Origin of the sequence: Couchioplanes caeruleus, assembly GCF_023499255.1 — a bacterium.
Taxonomy (GTDB): Bacteria; Actinomycetota; Actinomycetes; order Mycobacteriales; family Micromonosporaceae; genus Actinoplanes; species Actinoplanes caeruleus_A.
In genome coordinates, this window is record NZ_CP092183.1 from 6185872 (window position 1) to 6207871 (window position 22000).

The following is a 22000-nucleotide window of genomic DNA, read 5'->3' on the forward strand; positions in this document are numbered from 1 at the left end:
ACGATGGTGCACTTCCAAGCGAGGACGACGGCCGGCCCCGGCCGCGTGGTCGTGACCCTGACGGGCGAGTGTGACCTGGAGGGGCGCGACGAGCTGACCGCGGTGCTGCTGAGCGCGGTGGGAAGTGCACCGGTCGTGGTGGTCGACCTGGCCGGCGTGACGTTCATCGACTCCAGCGGCATCCACGGCCTGGTGACGGCGCACCGCGCGGCCCTGGACGCGGGCCGGCGGCTGCACGTGGTGCACGCCGCGGGCACGGTCGCCACCGTTCTGGAGATCACCGGGGTGGCGGGGCTGCTCGGTGACTCGTCCGCGGCGGTGCCCGGAACCGTCGCCGGGGAGGACACCGCCCATGCCTGATCTCGTTCCCGGCCCGCCGGCCTCCGCGGTCACCGGTCCCGACACGATGGCGTACGACCGCCCCGCCGATCTGCGCGTCGTCCGGGACTTCGTCGGCGACCGGGCCGCGGCCCTCGGCCTGCCGGAGATGCGCGCCGAGCTGCTCGTCCTCGCCGTCAGCGAGCTCGCGACCAACACGCTGCAGCACACCGACGGCGGCGGCCGGGTGCGGGTCTGGGCGCAGGACGGGTACGTGGTCTGCGACGTGGTGGACCGGGGCCCGGCGCACGGTTTCGGTCGGCAGATGCCGGCCGCCGACGCGCTGCGCGGCCGGGGCCTGGCCATCGTCGAGCGGGTCTGCGACGCCGTGGAGGCCACCCCGGTGCCGGACGGCACGCTGGTGCGCATCCGCCTGCGGCTCTAGGCCAGCACCCGTACGGCCAGCAGGCAGGTGTCGTCGTCGGGGTTGGCCGTCTGCAGCAGCCCGCGCAGCGTCGGCAGCACCTCGTCGCCGCCCTCGGCCGCGGCTGCCGACAGTTTCTCCTTCACCCGGTGCAGCAGCTCGCCCGTGCCCTCGTGCCGCCGTTCGACCAGGCCGTCGGTGTAGAGGAGCACCACGTCGCCGGGCTGCAGGGCCGCCGTCACCACCGGGTACGCGGCGCCGCCGTCCGCGCCCAGGAGCAGCCCCGGCGGCCAGGGCAGTTCGGCGCTCGCGCCGCTGCGGCACAGCAGCGGGGGCAGGTGTCCCGCCCGCGCCCACGTCAGCTCCCGGCGCCGCGGGTCGTACCGGCCGACCACCGCCGTTCCGGTGAGGCGCAGCTGCAGGCTGAGCCGGTTCAGGTGCCCCAGCAGCACACCCGGGTCGTGGATGCCGATCGACAGCCACGCCACCAGCGCGAACCGCAGGTGGGCCATGCCGCTCGCCGCCTGCAGACCGTGCCCGGCGACGTCGCCGATCGCCAGCAGCACGTCGCCGCCGGGCAGCGTCTCCGCGTGGTACCAGTCGCCGCCGACGCGTACCGCGCTCTCGGCGGGCAGGTAGCCGACCATCGCCTCCAGGCCGTGCAGCCCGATCGTGTCCCGCGGCACCGGCTGGATCATGTTCTGCAGCTGCGCGGCCAGCCGGTGCTCGGCCAGCGCGGTCATCTCGCGGTTGCGCAGCCGGTCGCCGAGCTGCTGCAGCGCCGTGCGCGAGCTCTCCCGCGCCGTCACGTCCTGCACCACCGCGTAGATCTTCACCGGGGCCCCGCCGGCGTCACGGGCGATGTCGGACAGGATCCGCAGATGCTTGACCGCCGGGCCGAACCGGAACCGGACGGTCACGTCGGACCGGCCCCCGCTGTCCAGCGTCTGCCACGCGGTCTCGGCGATCCCCCGGTCCTCGGGCAGCATCGCGGCGCCCTGCTCGGCGCGGGGCAGCGGGCCGAGTTCCGGGTCGCGGTCGAAGATCCGGTACATGCCCGGGGACCAGTCGCTGCGCCCGGAGACGAGGTCGTACTCCGCCCAGCCGAGGCTGCCGAGCAGCTCCGTGTTCGCCAGCCGCCGCTCGTTCTCGTCCGAGCGCTGCCACCACACGAGCAGCCCGCCCAGCACCGGGTGCACCGTGACGGCGAACCGCGAGTGCGCCACGACGCCGGCGTTCTTCTGCTCGTACTCGAAGTCCTCGAGCCGGCCCGGCCGGCCCCCGGCGACCACCTGCTCGTAGAGCGCCCACAGCGGGCCGCCGACCATGCTGGGGTAGAGCTCGCTGAGCCGCGACCCGACCCGCCGGGCCCCGCGCCCGTGGATGTCCGGCACCTGATCGCTGGTGGCACCGACCGTCCAGTCCACCAGGGACCCGTCCTCGTCCGTGACCGGGATCAGCCAGGTGCATCCGGCGGGGATCGCGGCGAGGACCTCCTGCACCAGCGCCGCGACCGGCACGCCGGTGCCGGGTCCCGCCCGGGAGCCGTCCTCAGCCATACCCGGCACTCTACGGTCAAGAACGGACACGGGGGCCGCCGCGGCTATGCCACCCCGGAGGGAGTCCCGCCCGCGTGGGCGGGCGCCGGCGGCAACGGCAGGGGCAGGGCGGGCAGCCCGTCCAGGCTCGTGGCGACGTGGTCCTTCTTCGCGAAGTACGCGCTCAGCGACTCGTCGTCCTCGCGGCTGAAGCGCCGCCCGTGCAGCTCCCGGTCGCCCTCGTACGCCATCAGCGGCACGGCGTACCCGCAGGAGTCGCGGACCAGCCCGGCGTGCACGACGATGATCGCGCGCAGCCCGTGGTCGCGGCTGTCGATGTCCGGGAAGTGCGCGATCAGGTCCGTCCAGCGGGGGTCGTCGCGGAGCACCACCTCACCCCGGCCGTGCACCCGGACGACGTTCGGCGGCCCCTCGAAGGCGCACCACATCAGCGTGATGCGGCCGTTCTCCCGCAGGTGGGCGATGGTTTCCGCGCCGCTGCCGGCGAAGTCGAGGTAGGCGACCGTACGCTCGTCGAGCACGGCCCACGACCCGGTCAGGCCCTTCGGCGACAGGTTCACCGTGCCGTCGCCGCTCAGCGGCGCGGTGGCGGTGAAGAAGACGGGCTGGGCCTCGATGAAGTCCCGCAGCCGTCCCGAGATCGACTCATACGTTTTCCCCATGCGCGGGATTCTGTCAGGCCGGCCCGCACCGTCCCACGGGCTGGAACCGGGCCGCCGGCGGAGTCGCAGGTTGTTTGCCGCGGACGCCGGATGCGCCGAGGTGGGCGCGGGTTTTTGTTGCGGCAAACCGTGGCGGCCCACCCGCCCATTGACGTGTGTCAATAGCGCGGCCTAGCGTCCGGCGCATGGACAGGCGCAGCTTGCTCACCCTGGCCGCCGCCGGTGCGGTCGCCGGCGTGACCCGGCCGGCCGCCGCGTCCGGCCGGCGCCGGGACCGGCTGGTCGTCGCCGCCGACGGCACCGGGGACCACACAGGAGTGCAGGGCGCCGTGGACGCCGTACCGGCCGGCGGGCTCGTCGACATCCGGCCCGGCACGTACCGCGGGCAGGTGATCGTCCCGGCGGACAAGCCGGACCTGCTGCTCCGTGGGCTCGGGGCCGCCCCCGCGGACGTGGTGATCGTCGACGACCGCGCCAACGGCACCCCGCGGCCGGGCGGCGGCACCTGGGGCACCTCCGGCAGCGCGTCGGTGACCGTCGACGGGCCCGGGTTCCAGGCCCGCAACCTGACCTTCGCCAACGACTTCGACGAGGCCGCGCACCCGGAGATCACCGGGCGGCAGGCGGTCGCCGTGCTGACCCGCGCCGACCGGGTGGCGTTCGAGGCCGTACGGTTCCTCGGCAACCAGGACACCCTCTACCTGAACAGCCCGGCCGCGGACGTGCGCGCGAGGGTCTCCCTGCGCGGCTGCCACGTCGAGGGCGACGTGGACTTCATCTTCGGGCGGGCCACCGCCGTCCTCGAGCGGTGCCGGATCCACTCGCTGAGCCGCGGATCGACCACGAACAACGGGTACGTGACCGCGCCCAGCACCGACCTCGGCAACCCGTACGGCTTCCTCTTCGCCGCGTGCGCCTTCACCTCCGACGCGCCCCCGGCCGGCGTGCTCCTGGGCCGGCCGTGGCATCCCAGCCAGGACCCGGACGCCGTCGGCCAGTGCGTCGTACGGAACTCGCTGCTCGGCGCGCACATCGGCCCGGCGCCGTGGAGCGACTTCGGCACCTGGCCGTGGCGGGACGCCCGCTTCGCCGAGTACCGGAACTGCGGCCCTGGGGCGACGGTGACCCCCGACCGCCCGCAGCTGACCCCGGAGCAGGCGGCTACCTTCACCCCGGCCGCCTACCTCGCCGGATGGTCGCCTAGATCTCGTTGATCAGGTCGGCCACGCTGTCGACGATCCGCGACGGCCGGTACGGGTACCGCTCGCTCTCCGCCCGCGTGCTGATGCCGGTCAGCACGAGGATCGTCTCCAGCCCCGCCTCCAGGCCGCACAGCACGTCGGTGTCCATCCGGTCGCCGATCATCGCGGTGCTCTCGCTGTGCCCGCCGATGACGTTGAGCGCCGAGCGCATCATCATCGGGTTCGGCTTGCCCACGAAGTACGGCTCCACGCCGGTGGCCTTGGAGATCATCGCCGCCACCGAGCCGGCGGCCGGCAGCGCGCCCTCGTTGGACGGGCCGGTCGCGTCCGGGTTGGTGCAGATGAACCGGGCCCCGTCGTTGATCAGCCGGACCGCCTTGGTGATCGCCTCGAAGCTGTAGGTGCGGGTCTCGCCCAGCACCACGTAGTCCGGCGCGAACTCGGTGAGGATGTAGCCGGCCGCGTGCATCGCCGTGGTCAGGCCGGCCTCGCCGATCACGTACGCCGTGCCGCCGGGCCGCTGGTCGGCGAGAAACTGCGCGGTGGCCAGCGCGGCCGTCCAGATCGACCGCTCGGGCACGTCGAAGCCCATCCGCGCGAGCCGGGCCTGCAGGTCGCGCGGGGTGTAGATGGAGTTGTTGGTGAGGATGAGGAACGGCTTGCCGGACGCCTTCATCCGGTTGACGAACTCCGGCGCCCCGGGCACCGGCTCGCCCTCGTGGACGAGCACGCCGTCCATGTCGGTGAGCCAGCTCTCGATCGGCTTGCGTTCGGTCATGGGGTGCCTCGTCTCTTGGGTGCCGGGCAGCAGTCGGCCGGGCAGACGTCCCAGACCGGGAGCGTACCGAGCCGCTCGCGCTCCTCGCCGCCGGTCCGCTCGCGCACCAGCTCACGGATCATCGTGACGAACCGCGGGTCGGTGCCGGGCGTGGCCGCGCGGGCGTAGCCCAGCTCCAGCCGGTCCGCGGTGTCACGGGCCTCATTGTCCAGGTCCCAGATGACCTCGAGGTGATCGGAGACGAAACCGATCGGGCTGACGACCACGTCGGTCACGCCCTTCTCGGCCAGCGCCTCCAGGTGGTCGTTGATGTCCGGTTCGAGCCACGGCACCTGCGGCGGGCCGGAACGGCTCTGCCACACCAGGTCCCAGGGCAGCTCGGGCGCGGCGGCGGCGTGCACCAGGCCCGCCGTCTCCTGCAGCTGCGCCTCGTAACGGCCGCCGGTGGGCCCGGCCGTGGCCGCCATGGAATTCGGGATGGAGTGCGCGGTGAAGACCAGGCGGGTGGTCGCCCGCCGGTCCGGGTCCAGCTTTCCCAGAGCGTCGCGTACGGCGTCGGCGTGCGGCTGGACGAACCCGGGGTGGTCGTGGAACTGCCGCAGCTTCGTGATCGCCGGCGCGCCCGGGCCCACCTTCGCGCGGGCCTGGGCGATGTCCTCCCAGTACTGCTTGCAGGAGGAGTAGCCGCCGTACGCGCTGGTCGCGAAGCCGAGCGCCGACGTGATGCCGTCGTCGCGCATCTGCGCCACGGTGTCGGCCAGCATCGGCTTCCAGTTCCGGTTACCCCAGTACGCCGGCAGCGTCACCCCGTTCGCGGCGAAGTCGGCCTGCACCGCGGTGAGCAGGTCCCGGCACTGCTGGTTGATCGGCGACACCCCGCCGAAGTGGTAGTAGTGCTCGGCCACCTCTGCGAGCCGCTCCTCCGGGATGCCGCGCCCACGCGTCACGTTGCGCAGGAACGGCATCACGTCGTCGGGATGCTCGGGGCCACCGAAGGACAGCAGAAGGAAAGCGTCGTACGCCACGCGGTCCATCCTCCCCTGCCGGGCCGGGCGACGCCCACGCGCCCCGCTCAGGGTTGTCCTGAACCACACTTCGCATCCACCGGCGGCCCTGAAAACGAAGGGTGGCCCGCATGGACCGCAACCACAGTCGCATTGCGCCCGCCGGTGTCCTCGACACCGGCTCCTCAGGGGCGCGATGCCCGCCGGAGCGAAGCGGAGGCCAGAAAGCTCAAGCCCCCAGGGCGTGGTAGCCGCCGTCGACGTGGACGATCTCGCCGGTCGTGGCCGGGAACCAGTCGGACAGCAGCGCGCACACCGCGCGGGCCGCGGGCTCCTGATCCGTGAGGTTCCAGCCCAGCGGCGCGCGCTGCGCCCACGCCTCCTCGAACTGCTCGAAGCCCGGGATCGACTTCGCCGCCATCGTGCGCAGCGGGCCGGCGGAGACGAGGTTGCTGCGGATGCCCTGCTTGCCGAGGTGCAGCGCGAGGTAGCGGGACGCCGACTCGAGCCCGGCCTTCGCCACGCCCATCCAGTCGTAGACCGGCCACGCCTTGGTGGCGTCGAACGTCAGGCCGATGATGCTGCCGCCCGGTCCCATCATCGGCAGGCAGGCGGTCGCGAGGGCCTTGTACGAGTACGTGGAGACCTGCAGCGCCTTGGCCACGTCGTCCCAGCCGGCGTTGAGGAACTCGCCGCCGAGCACGCTCTGCGGGCCGAACGCGATGGAGTGGACCACGCCGTCGATGCCGTCCACGTGCTCGCGGACCTTGCCGGCCAGGGCGTCCAGGTGCTCGGGGTCGGTGACGTCCAGCTCGATCACCGGCGCGGGCTCCGGCAGCCGCTTGGCGATCCGCTCGACCAGCGACAGCCGCCCGAAGCCGGTCAGCACGACCGTCGCGCCGTTCTCCTGCGCCAGCTTCGCCACCGAGAACGCGATCGACGCGTCGGTGATGATGCCGGTGATGAGCAGCCGCTTACCGGCCAGCAGTCCAGACACGCTCTCTCCTGTGAGTTGGTGGGTCAGTGACCCATGCCGAGGCCGCCGTCGACCGGGATGACCGCGCCGGAGATGTACGCCGCCCCGTCGCCGGCGAGGAAGGTGACCGCCTGCGCCACCTCGCCGGGGGCCGCGAGCCGCCCGGCCGGGATCGCCTTGAGGATCTCCTCCTTGCGGGCGCCGGGCAGCACGTCGGTCATCTCCGTGTCGATGAAGCCGGGTGCGACCACGTTCGCCGTGATGTTACGGCTGCCGAGCTCACGGGTGATCGACCGGGCCATGCCGACCAGGCCGGCCTTGCTGGCCGCGTAGTTGACCTGGCCGGGGCCGCCGTAGAGGCCGATCACCGACGAGATGAAGACGATCCGGCCCCACCTGGCCCGCAGCATCTTGGCGCTCGCGCGCTTGGCGCAGCGGAACGCGCCGGTCAGGTTGGTGTCGAGGACCCGGACGAACTGTTCCTCGGACATCCGCAGCAGCAGCGTGTCGTCGGTGATGCCGGCGTTGGCGACGAGCACCTCGACCGGGCCGAGCTCCTTCTCCACGGTGGTGAACGCCTCGTCGACGGCCGCGCCGTCGGTGATGTCGCACTGCACGCCGAACAGCCCGTCGGGGGCGCCGCTGCCGCGGTGGGTCACGGCCACCCGATCACCCTGCGCGGCGAAGGCCTGGGCGATGGCCAGGCCGATCCCGCGGTTTCCTCCGGTCACCAATACGGTGCGGGCCAACGCGTTGCTCCTTCGATCGCTTGCCGGAAGGCATTCTCGGTGAATGCGGACCGCTCGCAGACTAGGCGTTACCTGCGGGTAGGCGGAACCCGGCCCGGCAGCGGCACCCCGCGTCGTACCCGGGTAGGGGGTGCGGATGGCCCCGCGGGGGCACGACGCCCCGGCGGCCGGGCCGTAGCCTGCCTGACATGGAGATCCTCGGTCCGCTGCGCCGGCTGGCCGCCGGCCCGGACCCCCGCCCGCCGTCGCTGCCGCCGCGCCGGCGCTGGTTCCGGGTGTACGGCGTGCCGCTGGGCCTGCTGGCACTCGTGGGTCTCGGCCTCGCCGACGCGCAGTACTGGCTGAATGCCCGGGACCTGCCCGAGCCGGCCGCCGTCGGCATGGAGGTCCTGATCCTGGTGCCGGTGCTGCTGACCGTCGCGGGCCGGCCGCTGACCGCGTGGCGGGTGGCGTACCCGGTGCTCTTCGCCGGCGCGATCGGTGGCTTCGGGCCGTTCCCGTGGAGCCCGGGGCAGATCGCGGCGTTCCTGGTCGTGTTCGCGGGGGTGGCGTTCCGCGTCGAGTCGGGCATGAACGCCTGGGCGACCGCGCTGACCGTCGTCCCGGTCTTCGTGTTCACGGGCGGGGACAACGCGTGGGGCACCGTCTTCCTGCTGGTGGCGGTCGCCCTCGCCGGTGACCTGGTCTCCCGCCGGCGCCGGGCCCGCGACGAGCTCGCCGAGCTCACCGCGGTGGAACAGGCCCGGCGTGCGGTGCTCGAGGAGCGGACCCGCATCGCCCGGGAGATGCACGACGTCGTGGCCCACCACATGTCGATGATCGCCGTGCAGGCGGAGACGGCGCCGTACCGGGTGACCGGCCTGCCGGAGCCGGCGCAGGCCGAGTTCACGTCGATCGCCACGGCCGCACGGTCGGCGCTGACCGACATGCGGCGGCTCCTCGGGGTGCTGCGCGCCGACACGGACGAGGCCCCGCTGACGCCGCAGCCCGGGCTGGCCGACGTGGCGGCGCTCGTGGAGACGGCGGCCCGGGCGGGGCTGGAGGTGACGCTGACCGGGGAGGCGCCGCCCGGGGTGCCGGAGGCGACGGGGCTGGCCGCGTACCGGATCGTGCAGGAGGCCCTGGCGAACGCGGCCCGGCACGCGCCCGGCGGCCCGGTGCGGGTCCTGGTCCGCGCGACGCCGCAGGCGCTGACGGTCGAGGTGCGCAACGGCCCGCCGGCGAACGGGCGCGGGCACGCCGCGGCGCCGGACGCGATCACGGGGCCGGGGCACGGGCTGGCCGGGATGCGCGAACGCGCGACACTGCTCGGCGGGACCCTCGAGGTGGGCCCGCAGGACGACGGCGGCTACCGCGTGGCGGCGGTCCTGCCGCTGACGACGGGAGACGCATGATCCGGGTGTTGATCGCCGACGACCAGGCCATGGTGCGGCAGGGTTTCGGCGCGCTGCTGGCCGCCCAGCCGGACCTCGTGGTGGTCGGCGACGCCGCGGACGGCGCGGCAGCGGTCGCGCAGTCGCGGCGGCTGGACCCCGACGTGGTGCTCATGGACGTCCGCATGCCGGTCATGGACGGCCTCGAGGCGACCCGCCGGCTCGCGGAGTCCCCCGGCGGCCCCCGCGTGCTCATCCTGACGACGTTCGACCTGGACGACTACGTGTACGAGGCGCTGCGGGCCGGCGCCAGCGGTTTCCTGCTCAAGGACGCGCCCGCGGCCGACCTCGTGCAGGCCGTGCGCGTGGTGGCGGCCGGCGACGGGCTGCTGGCTCCGTCGGTCACGCGGCGGCTGATCTCCGAGTTCGCGGCCCGGCCCCGCGCGCAGCGGCCCCGGCCCACCGCGCTCAACGCGCTGACGCCCCGCGAGACCGAGGTGCTGCGGCTGATCGCGCGGGGACGGTCCAACCAGGAGATCGCGGCGGACCTGGTGGTGGCCGAGCAGACCGTGAAGACCCACGTCGGGCGGATCCTCGCGAAGCTCGGGTTGCGGGACCGGGCGCAGGCGGTCGTGTTCGCGTACGAGTCAGGTCTGGTCGCCGCCGGCGAGTAGCTCCCGGGTATCACGCCACAGTGGGCGCTGCGGGGTGACGCCCGGCCCCCGGCCCCGGCCGCACGCTGCCGGCCATGCGAATCACACCGGTACTGCTCGTCCTGGCCCTGGTCTCGATCGTCCTGCCGTCCGCCGCCCCCGCCGCCCCCGCCGCCCCCGCCGCCCCCGCCGCCCCGGCCGTGGCGGCCCTCGCTCCCCCGGCGGCCGTCACCGCCGCGATGGTCGCCGCCGGGGATCCGTACGCGGGCTGGGCGCGCAGCGGGCGGCGGTTCCTCGCGTTCGACCCCCGCGGCGACGGGACGGCCGTCGAGGTGGTCGGGGATCTCGACACGGCGGACCGCATCGCGGTGCTCGTACCCGGGGTGGACACCACGCTGCGCAACTTCGACCGGGGGCTCGGCGGCGTGTCCCGGCGCGCCCCGTCGGTGCAGGCCCGGGCCGTCCGGGACGCGGTGCGGGCGGCGGACCCGTCGGCCCATGTCGCCGTGGTGGCCTGGCTGGGGTACGACCCGCCCGAGGGGCTGTCCCTGGAGGCGGCCCGGGACCTGCGGGCCCGCGCGGGCGTCCCGGCGCTGGTCGCGTTCGTACGCTCGCTGCCGCCGCGCGCGGCCGTGACGCTGATCGGGCACAGCTACGGGGCGCTGGTGGTGGGCCGGGCCGTGCGGCAGCTGCCCCGGGTCGCCGACGTCGTGGCGCTGGGCGCGCCGGGGATGGGCGCCGGGCACGCCGCCGAGCTGGGCGGGGCGCGGGTGTGGTCGGCGCTGGCACCGGGCGACTGGATCCGGCGGGTGCCGCAGCTGCGGCTCGGGCACCTGGGTCACGGGCGGCGGCCGTCCGCGGCGGCGTTCGGAGCGATCCCGCTGCCCACCGCGGGCGTGGACGGGCACGACGGCTACCTGTGCCCCGGGTCGGCGACGCTGACCGCGGTGGCCGGTGTGGTGCTCGGCCGTACGGACCCGGCGGTGCTGCCGTGAGGCCCGGGCGGGACGTCACGATCGACGCGGTGCGGGCGTACGCGATCGGCGGGGTGGTTCTCGGGCACTGGCTGGTGACGGGATTCGTCCTCACGCCGGACGGTCTGCGCGTGTCCAGTCCCCTGTCGGCGATGCCGGGCCTGGCGCCGGTGACATGGATTCTGCAGACGCTGGGTCTGTTCTTCTTCGCGGGCGGGTTCGCGGCGGCGCGCGCGGGACGGCGGGCGGACGGCCGGGGGCGTACGCATCGCCGGGTTCTGCTGCCGTTGATCGTGCTGCTCGCCGCCTGGGGCGTGCCGCTCGCCGCCGGCGCGGTGCTCGGCGTGCCGGCCGTGACGCTGAAGACGGTCGCCAAGCTGGTGATCAGCCCGCTGTGGTTCCTGCTGCCCTACCTGCTGCTGCGGTCCGTGGCCGCGCCGCTGAACCGGGTCGTCGCCCGGTACGGCCCGGTCCTCGCCGTCCCCGCGGTGGCCCTGGTCGCGACGGTGGACGCGGGCCTGCTGCCGGGCTGGGTGTCGGTGGTGGCGGCATGGACCGTCCCGTGGGTGCTCGGCGCGGCCGTGGCCCTCGGCCGGCTCACCCGGCCCTGGACCGGGCCGGCGCTGCTGGCCTGCGGCAGTGCGGCCCTCGCGCTGCTGATCACGGTGGGCTACCCGGTCAGCGCGGTCGGGGTGCCCGGTGACGGCCGGTCGAACCTCGCGCCGCCCTCACTGTTCGCGGTGGCGCTGGCCGTCACCCAGATCGGTGGTTTCCTGACCCTGCGGGCCCCGCTGGCGGACGCGCTGCGACGGCCGGCGGCCCGCCGCGCGGTGGCCCGCGTGAACCGGGTCGCGGTGCCCGTCTACCTGACCCATCAGAGCGTGCTGCTGGTCGCGGTCTGCCTAGTCGGCACGGGTCTGCCCGGCCTCGTCGGCGTGCCGGAGGGCGCCGTCTGGGTGGCCGGGCGGACCGTCTGGATACCCGTCCTGGGGCTGCTCCTGGCGGCCGTGACCCGGGGCGGGCGGCACGGTTGGGGGTGCGTACATTAAGCGTGTCTTAAGGGGTACTCTCTTCGACGGTTCGACGTTGCCGGCTCTATCGACGGAGGTGATCGCTGTGCGAGATAGCGATCCTCCCAGTCGTGGCCGGGCCGCTCGTCAGCCGCTCTGAGCCCGACCGGGCCGCGCGCTGACACCGTTCCCCCTCTCCCTGCCGCCTCACGGCTCGCCCGTCTCCCGGGCGTGAGCCGGGGGCCGTCGCGTAAGCGCCGCGACGGTGCAGGGTGCCCGGCCGCGACGTTTCGTGTGCGCACTTTCCCCGTCGGCTCGATCGGAAAGTTCCTGCCATGAACCGTTTCGTCGCTCCGCTCAGCTTCACCATCGCCGCCGCCTGGGTGGTCGTGGTCTTCGTCCTCGTGCACAACACCACCCCGTGACCGCACCGCGCCGGCGTCACGACACCGTGAACGTGAAGGTGTACGGCTGCCGGATCGGCACGCCGGCCGCCCCGGTGCTGCTCACCTGCGCCACCGTGACCGTGTAGCCGCCCGCGGGCAGCGCCGCGGCCGGTGTCCAGGTGAGCGTGCCCGGCGTCGTCTCGGCGACCGTGCCGGCCACCGCGCCGGACGGCCCCTGGACCCGGACGGCGTCGCCGTAGTCCGCGCCGGCCGGCTGGACGTCGCGCTGGAAGCGGACGGTGACCGCGGCCGGGGCGGCCCCGCTGCTGCCGGCCGCCGGGCTCGTCGCGACCACCAGCGGGTCACGCCAGAACCGGATCGCCAGGTGGGTGTCCGGCACGCCCGGCTCGTCCCAGCGGGTCGAGGTGTCGTCGACCACCATCGTCCGGGTGATCCCACCGTCGACGGTGACGCTGCGGTTGTTCGTCCCGGTGATGGACCCCCACTCCTCCACCGTCTCCCAGCTGCCGCGGGTGTACTTGTACTGGATCTCGGTGCCGTCCAGCACGGAGATCGTGCTCTCCCAGATGCCGTTGCCCCGGTCGGTCATCGGCTGCTTCGCGGGGTCCCAGGGGCCGAGCTCGGCGATGTTGCCGGGCACGTAGAGGGTCGCGTCCGGCGGGGTGCCCGGCGGCGCAAGCACCCGGAAGGTCACCGCGACCGGGCGTACGGGCACGGTCAGGCTCGCCGGCAGGCTCGCGGCGGTGCCGTCCGGATTCGCGTACGCGAGCCGGGCCACCACGTTCTGCGTACGCGGCGACGGCCCGGCGGGCGTGACGTCGTAGGTGACGGTGAAGGTGCCGCCCGGCGCGAGGGAGGCCGCGGTCGTGGGCGTCCGCGGTGTGACCACCCAGCCCTCGGGCGCGGCGACGGTGGCCGACAGCCCGGTGATCGTGCCCGGTCCGTCGTTGCGGGCCGTGGTGACCAGCGTGCTTCTCGCCCCGGACTGCAGGCCGTCGGGCGCGGTGAAGGTCAGGTCGACGGCCGGCTGCGGCGCGACGTTCACGGTGGCGCCGTCGTGCAGGATCGTCACCCGGCGGCCGGTCGCGGTCGCCGGCACCTCCACGGTCAGCCGGTGAGCCACCCGGTCGTACGTCCACGGTGCCGCCCGGCCGCCGAGCAGCACGACGTGCGGACGGCCGACGCCCTCGAAGGCCACGGTGTACCGGCGGGTCGCCGGGGCAGCGGGGTAGGTCCCGGCGACCGGGCCGACGGACAATGCCTTGAGGCGTCCCTCGACGTACCGCACGGGCGTGCGGGTGAACTGGCCGGTGCGGTAGCCCAGCCCGTCGCCCGCGTCGTCGTAGACCGAGGTGGCGCCCGAGGCGTGCGGGTAGACGGTCAGCCCGAGGCGGTCCTTGGGCTGCGCGGCCACCGAGGCCGCCGCGGGCGCGCGGGCCACGATGCCGCCGGCGCGGACGTAGACCGGCATCCGGTCCGGGGTCGCGGCGACGGTCCGGGTCGCGGGTCCGCGGAAGGTCGCCCCGGTGAAGAAGTCGGTCCAGGTGCCCGGCGGGAACCACACCGCGGTGGTGGTGCTCAGCCCCGGCTTCGTCACCGGCGCCACCAGCAGCGAGTCGCCCAGCGTGTACTGGGTGGCGTGCCGGTACGCCTCGTCCTGCTCCGGCCAGGTCAGGTACAGCGCCCGCGCCATCGGCAGCCCGGTGTCGTACGTCTGCCGCGCGGCGGTGTAGAGGTACGGCGCCAGCGACTCCCGCAGCCGCAGGAAGTCGGCGGCCGCCGTGCTCACGGTGTCCGAGTACTCCCACGGGAGCCGGTCGCCGTGGTCGGAGTGCAGCCGCAGCACCGGCTGGAACGCGCCGAGCTGCACCCAGCGCAGGTAGAGGTCCTCGGGCAGGTGCTTGCCGGCGAAGCTGCCGATGTCGTGGCTGACGTACGACATGCCGATGCTGCCCTCGGCCGGTGTCATCGCCGCGGCGAAGGCGAGCGTCTCCCAGTCGGGACGGGTGTCGCCGGTGAAGTGCACGGTGCTGCGGTGCTCGCCCCACGGCCCGGACGGCCCCGGCGTGGTGTAAGCGGGGAACGACGCACCGATCCGCGCCAGCGAGAACCCGCGCAGCCCGCGCGCCTCCCCGTCGCGGCGGTACAGCTCGTTGACCCAGCTGTCCGCCGTGACGCCGGGGGTGGTCACGGTGCTGTCGTCGCAGCAGTAGTCCAGCCACCATTGGCGTACGCCCTGGTCCTCGAACGGCTTGTGCAGCGACGCCCACGCGGCTGCCTGGTCGCGGTCGGTCCAGTCGAAGCGGTACGGGTTCGGCGCGAAGCTGCTGGTCGCGGGGGTGAGCTTGCCCTTCGCCACGGCCTGCGCGCCGGTGAACCGGGGGTCGTCGCCGGAGATCGCCGCGTGCACGTTGAGCGTCGTGTGCACGCCCTGCCGTGCGAGGCGGCCGACGAACGCCTCCGGGTCGGGGAACAGGTCCGGGTTCCAGTTCCAGCCGGCCCACGCGTTGGGCGCCTTCCAGTCCGTGTCGACCACGAGCGAGTCCAGCGGCACGTCGTGCGAGCGGAACGCGGGCAGCAGCGAGGTCTCGTAGTCCGCCGTGCTGTACGCCTGGTACTTCGAGAACCACGTACCGAACGCCCACTTCGGCGGCAGCAGCGACGGCCCGGTCAGGGTGCGCAGGTCGGCGAGCCCGCGTGCGTAGTCGTGGCCGTACCCGAACAGGTAGCCGTCCTGGTAGGCGCCGGTGCGCGCGGGGCGGGCGCCGACCCAGCCGTCGGTGGTGCGCAGCGCGGTGCCGGTGTCGTCGAGCAGGTACCAGCCGCCGCGGTTGAGCATGCCGGGGTGCAGCGCGATCTGGTCGACCGGCCCGGCCTGGCCCGCGTAGTAGTCCAGGCCGCGGTACCAGCCGCCGAGCGCGTCGGCGCGGGCCGGGGACCCGAACGCCGGGTGCACGGTGGTACGGCGGCCACCGACGGTCAGCTCGAGCGTGGTGTTCTCCGCCGTGACCGCGCCGCTGCCGAGGTCGTGGTGCAGGGTCACGGCGCTGGTGCGGACGGTCAGCTCGCCGTCGCGGGTCCGGGCCGAGAACCAGGTGCGCGCGGGCGTACGGTCCACCGCGGTGAACGTGGGCCGATCCTCGAAGTGGTCGTCGGCCGCGTACTCGAGGCGCAGCAGCGTGGGGCTGAGCACCTGGACCCGCAGGTGTCCCGCCCGGATGGTCTGCCCGTGGACCTCGGGGGCGTGCGGGGCGGCCAGCGCCGAGCCGGGCACCCCGACCAGCGCCAGCAGAACGGTGACCAGCACCGACATCCGGGTACGCAGCGACACGACGCCCTCCCCCAGCCCGCGTGACTTCCTCGTCACAGCCTGTGGGGAGCTTTCCGCCGCCGGTCGCCGGCTGTCAATAGTGGACCGTCGATCGACTTTCTCATCGAATTCTTAGCGGCACCGGGCAGGACGTCTTAACCGCCGGGCCGATCGTGGTGAGCGTGGGCGGTGCCGCCGCCCGCCGCAGACCACCCCGACACCGCACGGAGATCTCGATGAGCGACGCGACCCCGCACCCGGACGACACCGCCCGCATCCGCGAGGAGGAGACGGCGGCAGCACCGACGCCTCCGGCCCCGCGTGACCGCTGGTACAGGCGGCGTACCCCGCTGCTGATCGCCGCGGCGGCGCTGCTGCTGGGATGCTGCCTGGGCGGCGGCGTGGTGGCCGTCGGCGCGTTGATCGTCGGCGGGCACGACCGCGGCCACGGCGTCCCGGACCAGCGCGGCTACGACCGCCGCGACGGCGGCCCGGCACGCGGCCCCGGCGGCGGGTGGCGCGACGGCGGGCCCGGCGACTTCGGCGGCCGCGGCCGGCCCGGGCCGGTGCCCTCGACAGCGCCGAGCGCACCGGCCTCGGCCGCGCCCACCGCCTCCTGAGATCGGATCAGGCGCGGCGGCGCCGCACGACACGCTTCGCGAGGACGTACGCGAGGGCGCCCGTCAGCACCCACGGCGCCGCGACGATGATCGGGTCGAGCGGCTGGTGCCGCAGGTCGGCGCGGTTCTCGCCACGCCGCGACGCCAGCCCGTGGTGGGAGATCTCGCTGAGCACCCCGGTCTCGGTGATCGGGTTGTCCGGGCGGGTGGTGAGGAACGAGCGCAGCGTGCTCCCGGCCGCGTCGACCCGGTCCGCCGCGATGAGCAGCAGCCAGTGCGCCGCCCGGCCCTCGCTGTACCGGCGGTACGCGAGCTTGCGGATCGCCCCGGAGACACCCTTCGGCGGGCAGGCCGTACCGAAGACCGGGGTGAGGAACTTGTGCTCGATGGACCGTTCCCGCGGCCACTTCTCGGGCTGGCGCTCGGGGAACTCCCACCACGCGCCGCTGAACGTCGGGTCGAACCGCTCGCGCGGCACCGACGGGCGGTCGGCGGGGTCGAGGTCCGCGCCCCAGCCGGGGATCCGCGCGCGCAGCGCCTCGCTGGACTCGGCCGTCTTCGGCTTCTCCGGTGTGTACGTCATGATCCTTCTCCGGCCGGTCAGGCGGCGTTGGGGACGATGAGGGGCTTGATGCAGCCGTCCAGCTTCGCCGAGAAGATGTGGTAGCCCTCGGCGATGTGCTCCAGCGGGATGCGGTGCGTCACGATGTCGCTGGGCTTGAGGTAGCCGTTCTTGATGTGCTCGAAGAGCCGGGGCCACTGCCGCTTCACCGGGCACTGGTTCATCCGCAGGGTGAGCCCCTTGTTCATGGCGTCGCCGAACTTCACCGCGCTGAACAGCGGGCCGTACGCGCCCATCACCGAGACCGTGCCACCCTTGCGGACCGCGTCGATCGCCCAGTTCAGGGCCACCGGCGAGCCGCCCTGCAGCTTCAGCTTCGCCGCGGTGACGTGCTGCAGGAAGTTGCCGTCCGCCTCGGCGCCGACCGCGTCGATGGTGACGTCCGCGCCGAGGTACTCGGTGATCTTCTTGAGGTGCACGATGATGTCGTCGTACTCGGCGAAGTTGTACGTCTCGGCGTGCGCGAACTCGGCGGCCTTCGCCAGCCGGTAGTCCAGGTGGTCGATGACGATGACCCGGCCGGCGCCCATCAGCCACGCCGACTTGGCCGCGTACAGGCCGACCGGGCCGGCGCCGAACACCACGACGACGTCGCCCTCGACGATGTCGCCCAGCTGGGCGCCGAAGTAGCCGGTGGCGAGCGCGTCGGTGAGCAGGACGGCGTCGTCCTCGTCCATCCACTCCGGGATCAGGCTGGGCCCGACGTCGGCGAACGGCACCCGGACGAACTCCGACTGGCCGCCGTCGTACCCGCCCGAGGTGTGCGAGTAGCCGTAGATGCCGCCCACCGCCGTGGCGTTCGGGTTGACGTTGTGGCAGTTGGAGTAGAGCCCGCGGGCACAGAAGTAGCACGTGCCGCAGAAGACGTTGAACGGGACCATGACGCGGTCGCCGACCTTGAGGTTCTGCACCGACGGGCCGACCTCGTCGACCACGCCCACGAACTCGTGGCCGAACGTCATGCCGACCCGGGTGTCGGGCATCATCCCGTGGTAGAGGTGCAGGTCGGACCCGCAGATCGCGGCCCGGGTGACCCGGACGATCGCATCGTTGGGATGTTCGACCGCGGGACGGTCCTTCTCCTCCACCCGCACCCGGTACGGGCCCCGATAGACCATCGCACGCATGCCGCGCCTCCCTGTGTGACCGGTACGCCGGAGGATCCGGGCGCGTATGGCGGGCTACCCGTGGCGCGCCCGGGCAAACGCCCCCGGCCGTCACCCGCGGGTGGCGAGACCCTCCAGCCGTTCGATCGCGGCGGCGACCTGGTGGGTGAGGCCGGCGACGACGGCCGCCTGGTCGGTGGTCATCGTCTGGGCGTCCGCGGTGGTGTGGTCGATCGCGGTGATCGTGGCGCTCATCGTCATCATGATGTCGACGACCGCGGTCACCCGGGCGTTGAGCTCGTCCAGGGTCGAGGTGATCGTGTCGGTCGACTCGGCCGTGGTGGCGGCGAGCGTCTTCACCTCGCCCGCGACCACGCCGAAGCCCTGCCCCGCCGCACCGGCCCGGGCCGCCTCGATGGTGGCGTTGAGCGCGAGCAGGTTCGTCTGCCGGGCGATGCCGCCGATGAACCGGGCCACCTCCTCGACTCTGCGCAGGCTCTCGTGCAGCGTGCCCACGGCCTCACTCGCCTCGGCGTTGTTGGCCAGCAGCAGCCTGGCCGCCAGCCGCGCCTCGCGGACCTGCCCGTCGATGCGCCCGGCCGCCGCACCGACCGTCGCCGCCTGCCCGGACACGTCGTCCAGCTGCCGCGCCACCAGGTCCGACGTCTCGTCGACCAGGTCGCGGGCCCGGCGCTGCATCTCCCGCTCGGCCGCCCGCTGCTGCTCGTGGCTCTCCTCGAGCTCGCGCCGGCGCTGCTCCTGCTCGGCCTGCAGGAGCCGGTCGCGGCCGGCGATCGTGTCGAGCATGGTGTCGATGGCCCGGCCCAGGGCGGCGATGTCGTCCTGACCGGCCGCTCGGACGCGCAGGTCGTGGTCGCCGGAGGCGATGATCTGCTCGGTGGTGTGCCGCAGCGGCCGCACGCGGCGGCGTACGGCCCGCCGGGAGGACCAGCTCATGGCCGCCACCACCAGCAGCGTGGCGACCGCGACGATCCCGAACAGCCTGCGGGCCGTGGCGGTGGCGGCCGCGTGGATGGGCCGGGGGCGTACGGACTCCAGCACGAGCCGCTGCCCGTTCACGGTGGCGATCTCGGCGTCGAGCGCGATCCGGTCGGCGGCGAGCACGGTGGTGTGCACGGCGACCGGGCCGAGCAGGCTGGTCACGGACTTCTGCGCGACCCCGCCCGGCCTGCGCTCGCCGACCACGGTGGTGCTCAGGTCGATATCGCTGCTCAGCGCGGCCATCCCCGCCGCGGAGAGGCGCTTGAGCAGGATGAGGCCGCCGGAAGGCCGCCCCTCGCCGCTGCTGGGGAACGCGCCGAGCCCGCAGAAGAGGTACATGGCGTCGGCGGCCACGACACCGCACCGGGCCGAGCCGGACTCGGCGGCCGGGTCGTAGAGGCTGCTCAGCAGCGCCGGATCGGTCAGCTGCGCGGCGGGCGTGGCGTACGCGGCCGCGCCCGTGTAGCCGCCCACCACGATCCGCCCGTCGGTGCCGACGCCGAGGAGGCCGTCGAGGCCGTTGACGCTGTCCGGGTCGTCCGGCGGGAAGTCCTCGGCGAACCCGGCCGCGTCGGCGCGGGCGATGTGGTCGTACGTGTTGTCCCAGACGGCGTTGGTGGCCCCGAAGGACGTCAGCAGCCGGACCTGGCCGTCCAGCGCGACCCGGATCCGGCCGGCGTCCTGGGCGACCTGCTGGGCCTCGAGACCGTCGAAGGCGCCGGTGGCCACCTGCTGGAGGACGAGGAACAGCGAGCCGCACGCGGCCAGCGCCGCGAGCGCCGGAGCGATCCGTCTGAACATTGCACGCACACAGGTTCAGTCGGCGCGGCCGCGGCCTTGCTGAGCCGCCGTGACACCGGTCATGACCGGCGGCACGGCGGCCGCAGCTCAGCGGGCCTGCAGCATGCTCTGGTAGATCCACCTGGTGATGTTGTCCGTACGGGCGCCGTTCTCCACCTGCGTGTGCGGGCACGACGGGCCGTTGCTGACGACCGCCACCAGGGCCGGTCCGCGCTTGCCCTCGACGAAGTACGGGCCGCCCGAGTCGTACGGGCACGGCGTGGTGTCCGGCTGCGGGGCGTGTCCCTTGAAGCCGGTGACCGAGTCGGCGACGGAGACGACCTCCAGCTGGCCGGTGCGCAGGTGCGTCTCCGGCACCGGGTTGGTGCTGGTGACCGAGCCGTAGCCGGTGAGCCGGACGATCGCGCCGACCTCCGGCGCGGTGCGGCTGAGCCGGATCGGGCGGATGTCGGTGATCGGCTGGTCGAGCTTGGCGATCGACACGTCGGCGGTCGGGGACTGCCGGACGGCCACGACGGTGGCCACGTGGCCGGTGGTGCCGGTGGTGTCGGCGCGGCCCACGGTGGCGGTGGTCAGGTCGGCGACCGGCCGCTCGACCCGGACGTTGTTCTCGTCCCGGAAGCAGTGCCCGGCCGTGATGATCCACTGCGGCGCGATCAGGGCGCCCGAGCAGCCGCTGTTGCGCTTGCCGCCGTCGGCGGTGGGGATGCCGGTCATGGTCAGCTTGACCGAGAACCGGTACTGCCCCTCGGGCACGAGCTCCCCGTTGGCGATGGCGTTGGCGGTGCCCATGCTGTTCACGGCGAGGGCGGTGACCACCGCCGGTATGAGCACTCCGGCGGCGAGGTAGGTCTTCGTGCTGCGTCGCACGCGTGGTTCTCCTTCGGCGAGACGGGTCGGAAAGACGGGTCAGTGTGCCGCCCGGACCTGCCCGGTCTGAAGGTCAGAAAGTGCTCGATTCCGACGGAAGATCCGAAAGTCCCGCCGGTGTGCCCGGAAGGGCGGGGAACGTGACCACCATCCGGGCGCCCGGGCCGGCGGACTCGTACCGGGCCTCGCCGCCGTGCGCCCGGGCGAGCTCCCGCACGATCCACAGCCCCAGGCCCACGCCGTCGGTGCCGCCCGCCCCGAACCGGGTGAACAGCCGGGCGCGCCGGTCCTCGGGGATGCCCGGGCCGTGGTCGCGCACCTCCAGCCGGTCCGTGACCCCGTCCCCGGTCACGGTGACGACCACCGGGGGACGGCCGTACCGCAGCGCGTTGCCGACCAGGTTGATGACGATCTGCTCGAAGCGCTCCCGGTCCACGTGCAGCGTACGGCCGTCGTCGACGCAGACGCCGACCTCGGCGGTGACGTACGACAGCGCGTCCAGCACCGCCGCCCGGGCCGGTACGGGCCGCAGGTCGAGCCGCAGGTGCCCGGTGGTGTCGATGCGGTTGAGGTCGAGCAGGCCGCTGGCCAGCCGGGCGATGCGCGCGGTCTGCCGCTGAGCCGCCTCGAGCATGCGCGCCTGGGGCCCGGTGGCGTCGTGGGCGAGCTCCTCCAGGGTCATCTGCACGGTGGCCAGCGGCGAGCGGACGTCGTGGGCCAGCGCGCCGACCATCGCGGCCCGCCAGCGCTCGATGCGCTCCAGCCGTTCCCGCTCGTCGCGCAGGTGCCGGGCCTGGGCCTCGACCAGCAGCGCCACGGCGACGGCGATCGGGAGCAGGATGAAGGCGCTGCTCAGCACGACCGGTGGCTGGCTGGTCAGCACGAGCGGCACGACGTACGCCGCCGTCGCGGGCACGACCAGGGCGACCAGCACCCGGCGGCGGAAGTGCAGCGCGGCCCAGGTGTAGAGCAGCACGAGGAACGGCCCGGTGCCGGCGGCGACGCCCCCGAACGCCCAGGTCGAGAAGCCGAGCACGGCGAAGCCCGGCAGCGCGAGCAGGGCCGGCCGATCGGCGCTCCAGTGGTGCCACGGCAGCGCGTAGGCGACCAGGGCCAGCCCGAAGTCCGCCGCGGCGACCAGCAGCAGGTCACGGGTACGCCCGGTCCCGGTGCCCAGCCCGACCACCGCCAGCGCGCCGGCCAGGGCGAAGAGCGCAGCCGCCTGCCGGGCCGCGGCACGCGGCCCGGCCCCGAGCAGGCGAAGAACTTCCGGTCGGCCGATGCTTTCAGGCTAATGGGATGAAACGGTCAGCGGACCGATCCGCGGGGACTCAGGCCACGAGCTGGTCCGCGAAGCGCGGGTCGATCGCCTGCTGCACGCCGCAGTTCGCGCAGAACCGGAAGTAGCGGGCCGGCCGCACGGGGAAGAGCGGGATGAAGAAGAGCGTGAACTTCGTCGACCGCTTCACGAGCTGCTGCGCCGCGTGCACCCCGCACACGTCGCACACCATGGCCCCGGTGCCCAGCATGTGATCGCGGGTACGGAGCCCGAAAAGCAGGAACACGGTCGTCTCCTCAAC

At 73.9% G+C, this 22000-nt stretch carries 21 protein-coding genes; 8 read left to right on the top strand and 13 right to left on the bottom strand.

The window, feature by feature from the left end; genetic code table 11:
* The first annotated feature begins 3 nt into the window (after positions 1-3).
* Both COUCH_RS28580 and COUCH_RS28585 read left to right on the top strand, forming a co-directional pair.
* Positions 4-360: an STAS domain-containing protein gene (locus COUCH_RS28580; RefSeq protein WP_249608314.1), complete on the top strand. Its 357-nt coding sequence runs from the start codon at positions 4-6 to the stop codon at positions 358-360.
* Positions 353-763 (top strand): ATP-binding protein, encoded by a 411-nt coding sequence (locus COUCH_RS28585; RefSeq protein WP_249608315.1) that lies wholly within the window; start codon positions 353-355, stop codon positions 761-763. Before COUCH_RS28580 ends, COUCH_RS28585 begins: the two co-directional genes overlap by 8 nt.
* Here the strand turns inward: COUCH_RS28585 and COUCH_RS28590 are convergent.
* Together COUCH_RS28590 and COUCH_RS28595 are read right to left on the bottom strand one after the other, a co-directional pair.
* The gene (locus COUCH_RS28590; protein ID WP_249608316.1) at positions 760-2301 is read right to left on the bottom strand and encodes a PP2C family protein-serine/threonine phosphatase; all 1542 of its coding nucleotides are present in this window, start codon (positions 2299-2301) and stop codon (positions 760-762) included. The genes COUCH_RS28585 and COUCH_RS28590 overlap by 4 nt on opposite strands.
* 44 nt (positions 2302-2345) lie before the next feature.
* Positions 2346-2963: a pyridoxamine 5'-phosphate oxidase family protein gene (locus COUCH_RS28595; RefSeq protein ID WP_249608317.1), complete on the bottom strand. Its 618-nt coding sequence runs from the start codon at positions 2961-2963 to the stop codon at positions 2346-2348.
* A gap of 185 nt (positions 2964-3148) precedes the next feature.
* Here COUCH_RS28595 and COUCH_RS28600 point away from each other — a divergent pair, with 185 nt between their 5' ends.
* Complete coding sequence (locus COUCH_RS28600; RefSeq protein WP_249608318.1) at positions 3149-4177, top strand: pectinesterase family protein; 1029 nt, start codon at positions 3149-3151, stop codon at positions 4175-4177.
* Here COUCH_RS28600 and COUCH_RS28605 read toward each other — a convergent pair.
* The 4 genes from COUCH_RS28605 to fabG form a co-directional block, all read right to left on the bottom strand.
* On the bottom strand, positions 4164-4943 hold the full coding sequence (locus COUCH_RS28605) for an HAD-IIA family hydrolase (RefSeq protein ID WP_249608319.1): 780 nt from the start codon (positions 4941-4943) through the stop codon (positions 4164-4166). The genes COUCH_RS28600 and COUCH_RS28605 overlap by 14 nt on opposite strands.
* Entirely contained in the window at positions 4940-5968 is a 1029-nt protein-coding gene (locus tag COUCH_RS28610) for a ferrochelatase (protein WP_249608320.1), read from the bottom strand. The genes COUCH_RS28605 and COUCH_RS28610 overlap by 4 nt, the downstream gene beginning before the upstream one ends.
* Before the next feature lie 208 nt (positions 5969-6176).
* Positions 6177-6944: an enoyl-ACP reductase FabI gene (fabI, locus tag COUCH_RS28615; protein WP_249608321.1), complete on the bottom strand. Its 768-nt coding sequence runs from the start codon at positions 6942-6944 to the stop codon at positions 6177-6179.
* A gap of 23 nt (positions 6945-6967) precedes the next feature.
* A complete protein-coding gene (gene fabG / locus COUCH_RS28620; protein ID WP_249608322.1) occupies positions 6968-7672 on the bottom strand; it encodes a 3-oxoacyl-ACP reductase FabG in 705 nt (234 codons plus the stop codon).
* Between the two features lie 188 nt (positions 7673-7860).
* Here fabG and COUCH_RS28625 point away from each other — a divergent pair, with 188 nt between their 5' ends.
* The 4 genes from COUCH_RS28625 (at position 7861) to COUCH_RS28640 (ending at position 11721) form a co-directional block, all read left to right on the top strand.
* Positions 7861-9066 (top strand): sensor histidine kinase, encoded by a 1206-nt coding sequence (locus tag COUCH_RS28625; RefSeq protein ID WP_249608323.1) that lies wholly within the window; start codon positions 7861-7863, stop codon positions 9064-9066.
* The gene (locus tag COUCH_RS28630; protein ID WP_249608324.1) at positions 9063-9719 is read left to right on the top strand and encodes a response regulator; all 657 of its coding nucleotides are present in this window, start codon (positions 9063-9065) and stop codon (positions 9717-9719) included. Before COUCH_RS28625 ends, COUCH_RS28630 begins: the two co-directional genes overlap by 4 nt.
* A gap of 74 nt (positions 9720-9793) precedes the next feature.
* A complete protein-coding gene (locus tag COUCH_RS28635) occupies positions 9794-10693 on the top strand; it encodes an alpha/beta hydrolase (RefSeq protein ID WP_249608325.1) in 900 nt (299 codons plus the stop codon).
* Positions 10690-11721: an acyltransferase family protein gene (locus COUCH_RS28640; RefSeq protein ID WP_249608326.1), complete on the top strand. Its 1032-nt coding sequence runs from the start codon at positions 10690-10692 to the stop codon at positions 11719-11721. The genes COUCH_RS28635 and COUCH_RS28640 overlap by 4 nt, the downstream gene beginning before the upstream one ends.
* A gap of 402 nt (positions 11722-12123) precedes the next feature.
* On the opposite strand, the gene COUCH_RS28645 is transcribed toward COUCH_RS28640, so the two are convergent.
* Positions 12124-15420, bottom strand: coding sequence for a TIM-barrel domain-containing protein (locus COUCH_RS28645; RefSeq protein ID WP_249608327.1), 3297 nt, complete (start codon positions 15418-15420; stop codon positions 12124-12126).
* A 215-nt stretch (positions 15421-15635) separates the two neighbouring features.
* On the opposite strand from COUCH_RS28645, the gene COUCH_RS28650 reads away from it, so the two are divergent.
* The gene (locus tag COUCH_RS28650; RefSeq protein ID WP_249608328.1) at positions 15636-16019 is read left to right on the top strand and encodes a hypothetical protein; all 384 of its coding nucleotides are present in this window, start codon (positions 15636-15638) and stop codon (positions 16017-16019) included.
* 7 nt (positions 16020-16026) lie between these two features.
* On the opposite strand, the gene COUCH_RS28655 is transcribed toward COUCH_RS28650, so the two are convergent.
* The 6 genes from COUCH_RS28655 to COUCH_RS28680 all read right to left on the bottom strand — a co-directional run bounded on the left by COUCH_RS28655 (position 16027) and on the right by COUCH_RS28680 (position 21985).
* A complete protein-coding gene (locus COUCH_RS28655; RefSeq protein WP_249608329.1) occupies positions 16027-16602 on the bottom strand; it encodes a hypothetical protein in 576 nt (191 codons plus the stop codon).
* 17 nt (positions 16603-16619) lie between these two features.
* Positions 16620-17768, bottom strand: coding sequence for a zinc-dependent alcohol dehydrogenase (locus COUCH_RS28660; RefSeq protein WP_249608330.1), 1149 nt, complete (start codon positions 17766-17768; stop codon positions 16620-16622).
* Between the two features lie 90 nt (positions 17769-17858).
* Entirely contained in the window at positions 17859-19550 is a 1692-nt protein-coding gene (locus tag COUCH_RS28665; protein ID WP_249608331.1) for a methyl-accepting chemotaxis protein, read from the bottom strand.
* An 87-nt stretch (positions 19551-19637) separates the two neighbouring features.
* Positions 19638-20420 (bottom strand): S1 family peptidase, encoded by a 783-nt coding sequence (locus COUCH_RS28670; protein WP_249608332.1) that lies wholly within the window; start codon positions 20418-20420, stop codon positions 19638-19640.
* Positions 20421-20493: 73 nt separating this feature from the next.
* A complete protein-coding gene (locus tag COUCH_RS28675) occupies positions 20494-21606 on the bottom strand; it encodes a sensor histidine kinase (RefSeq protein ID WP_249608333.1) in 1113 nt (370 codons plus the stop codon).
* Between the two features lie 145 nt (positions 21607-21751).
* Positions 21752-21985, bottom strand: coding sequence for a zinc-ribbon domain-containing protein (locus COUCH_RS28680; protein WP_249608334.1), 234 nt, complete (start codon positions 21983-21985; stop codon positions 21752-21754).
* Positions 21986-22000 lie beyond the last annotated feature (15 nt).

Excerpts from the sequence above, each read along its gene's own strand:
- COUCH_RS28655 (WP_249608329.1), bottom strand. The coding sequence starts at position 16,602 with ATGACGTACACACCGGAGAAGCCGAAGACGGCCGAGTCCAGCGAGGCG.
- COUCH_RS28585 (WP_249608315.1), top strand. The coding sequence starts at position 353 with ATGCCTGATCTCGTTCCCGGCCCGCCGGCCTCCGCGGTCACCGGTCCC.
- COUCH_RS28580 (WP_249608314.1), top strand. The coding sequence starts at position 4 with ATGGTGCACTTCCAAGCGAGGACGACGGCCGGCCCCGGCCGCGTGGTC.
- COUCH_RS28595 (WP_249608317.1), bottom strand. The coding sequence starts at position 2,963 with ATGGGGAAAACGTATGAGTCGATCTCGGGACGGCTGCGGGACTTCATC.
- COUCH_RS28630 (WP_249608324.1), top strand. The coding sequence starts at position 9,063 with ATGATCCGGGTGTTGATCGCCGACGACCAGGCCATGGTGCGGCAGGGT.
- COUCH_RS28665 (WP_249608331.1), bottom strand. The coding sequence starts at position 19,550 with ATGTTCAGACGGATCGCTCCGGCGCTCGCGGCGCTGGCCGCGTGCGGC.
- COUCH_RS28625 (WP_249608323.1), top strand. The coding sequence starts at position 7,861 with ATGGAGATCCTCGGTCCGCTGCGCCGGCTGGCCGCCGGCCCGGACCCC.
- COUCH_RS28605 (WP_249608319.1), bottom strand. The coding sequence starts at position 4,943 with ATGACCGAACGCAAGCCGATCGAGAGCTGGCTCACCGACATGGACGGC.
- COUCH_RS28660 (WP_249608330.1), bottom strand. The coding sequence starts at position 17,768 with ATGCGTGCGATGGTCTATCGGGGCCCGTACCGGGTGCGGGTGGAGGAG.
- COUCH_RS28600 (WP_249608318.1), top strand. The coding sequence starts at position 3,149 with ATGGACAGGCGCAGCTTGCTCACCCTGGCCGCCGCCGGTGCGGTCGCC.
- COUCH_RS28650 (WP_249608328.1), top strand. The coding sequence starts at position 15,636 with ATGAGCGACGCGACCCCGCACCCGGACGACACCGCCCGCATCCGCGAG.
- COUCH_RS28590 (WP_249608316.1), bottom strand. The coding sequence starts at position 2,301 with ATGGCTGAGGACGGCTCCCGGGCGGGACCCGGCACCGGCGTGCCGGTC.
- COUCH_RS28635 (WP_249608325.1), top strand. The coding sequence starts at position 9,794 with ATGCGAATCACACCGGTACTGCTCGTCCTGGCCCTGGTCTCGATCGTC.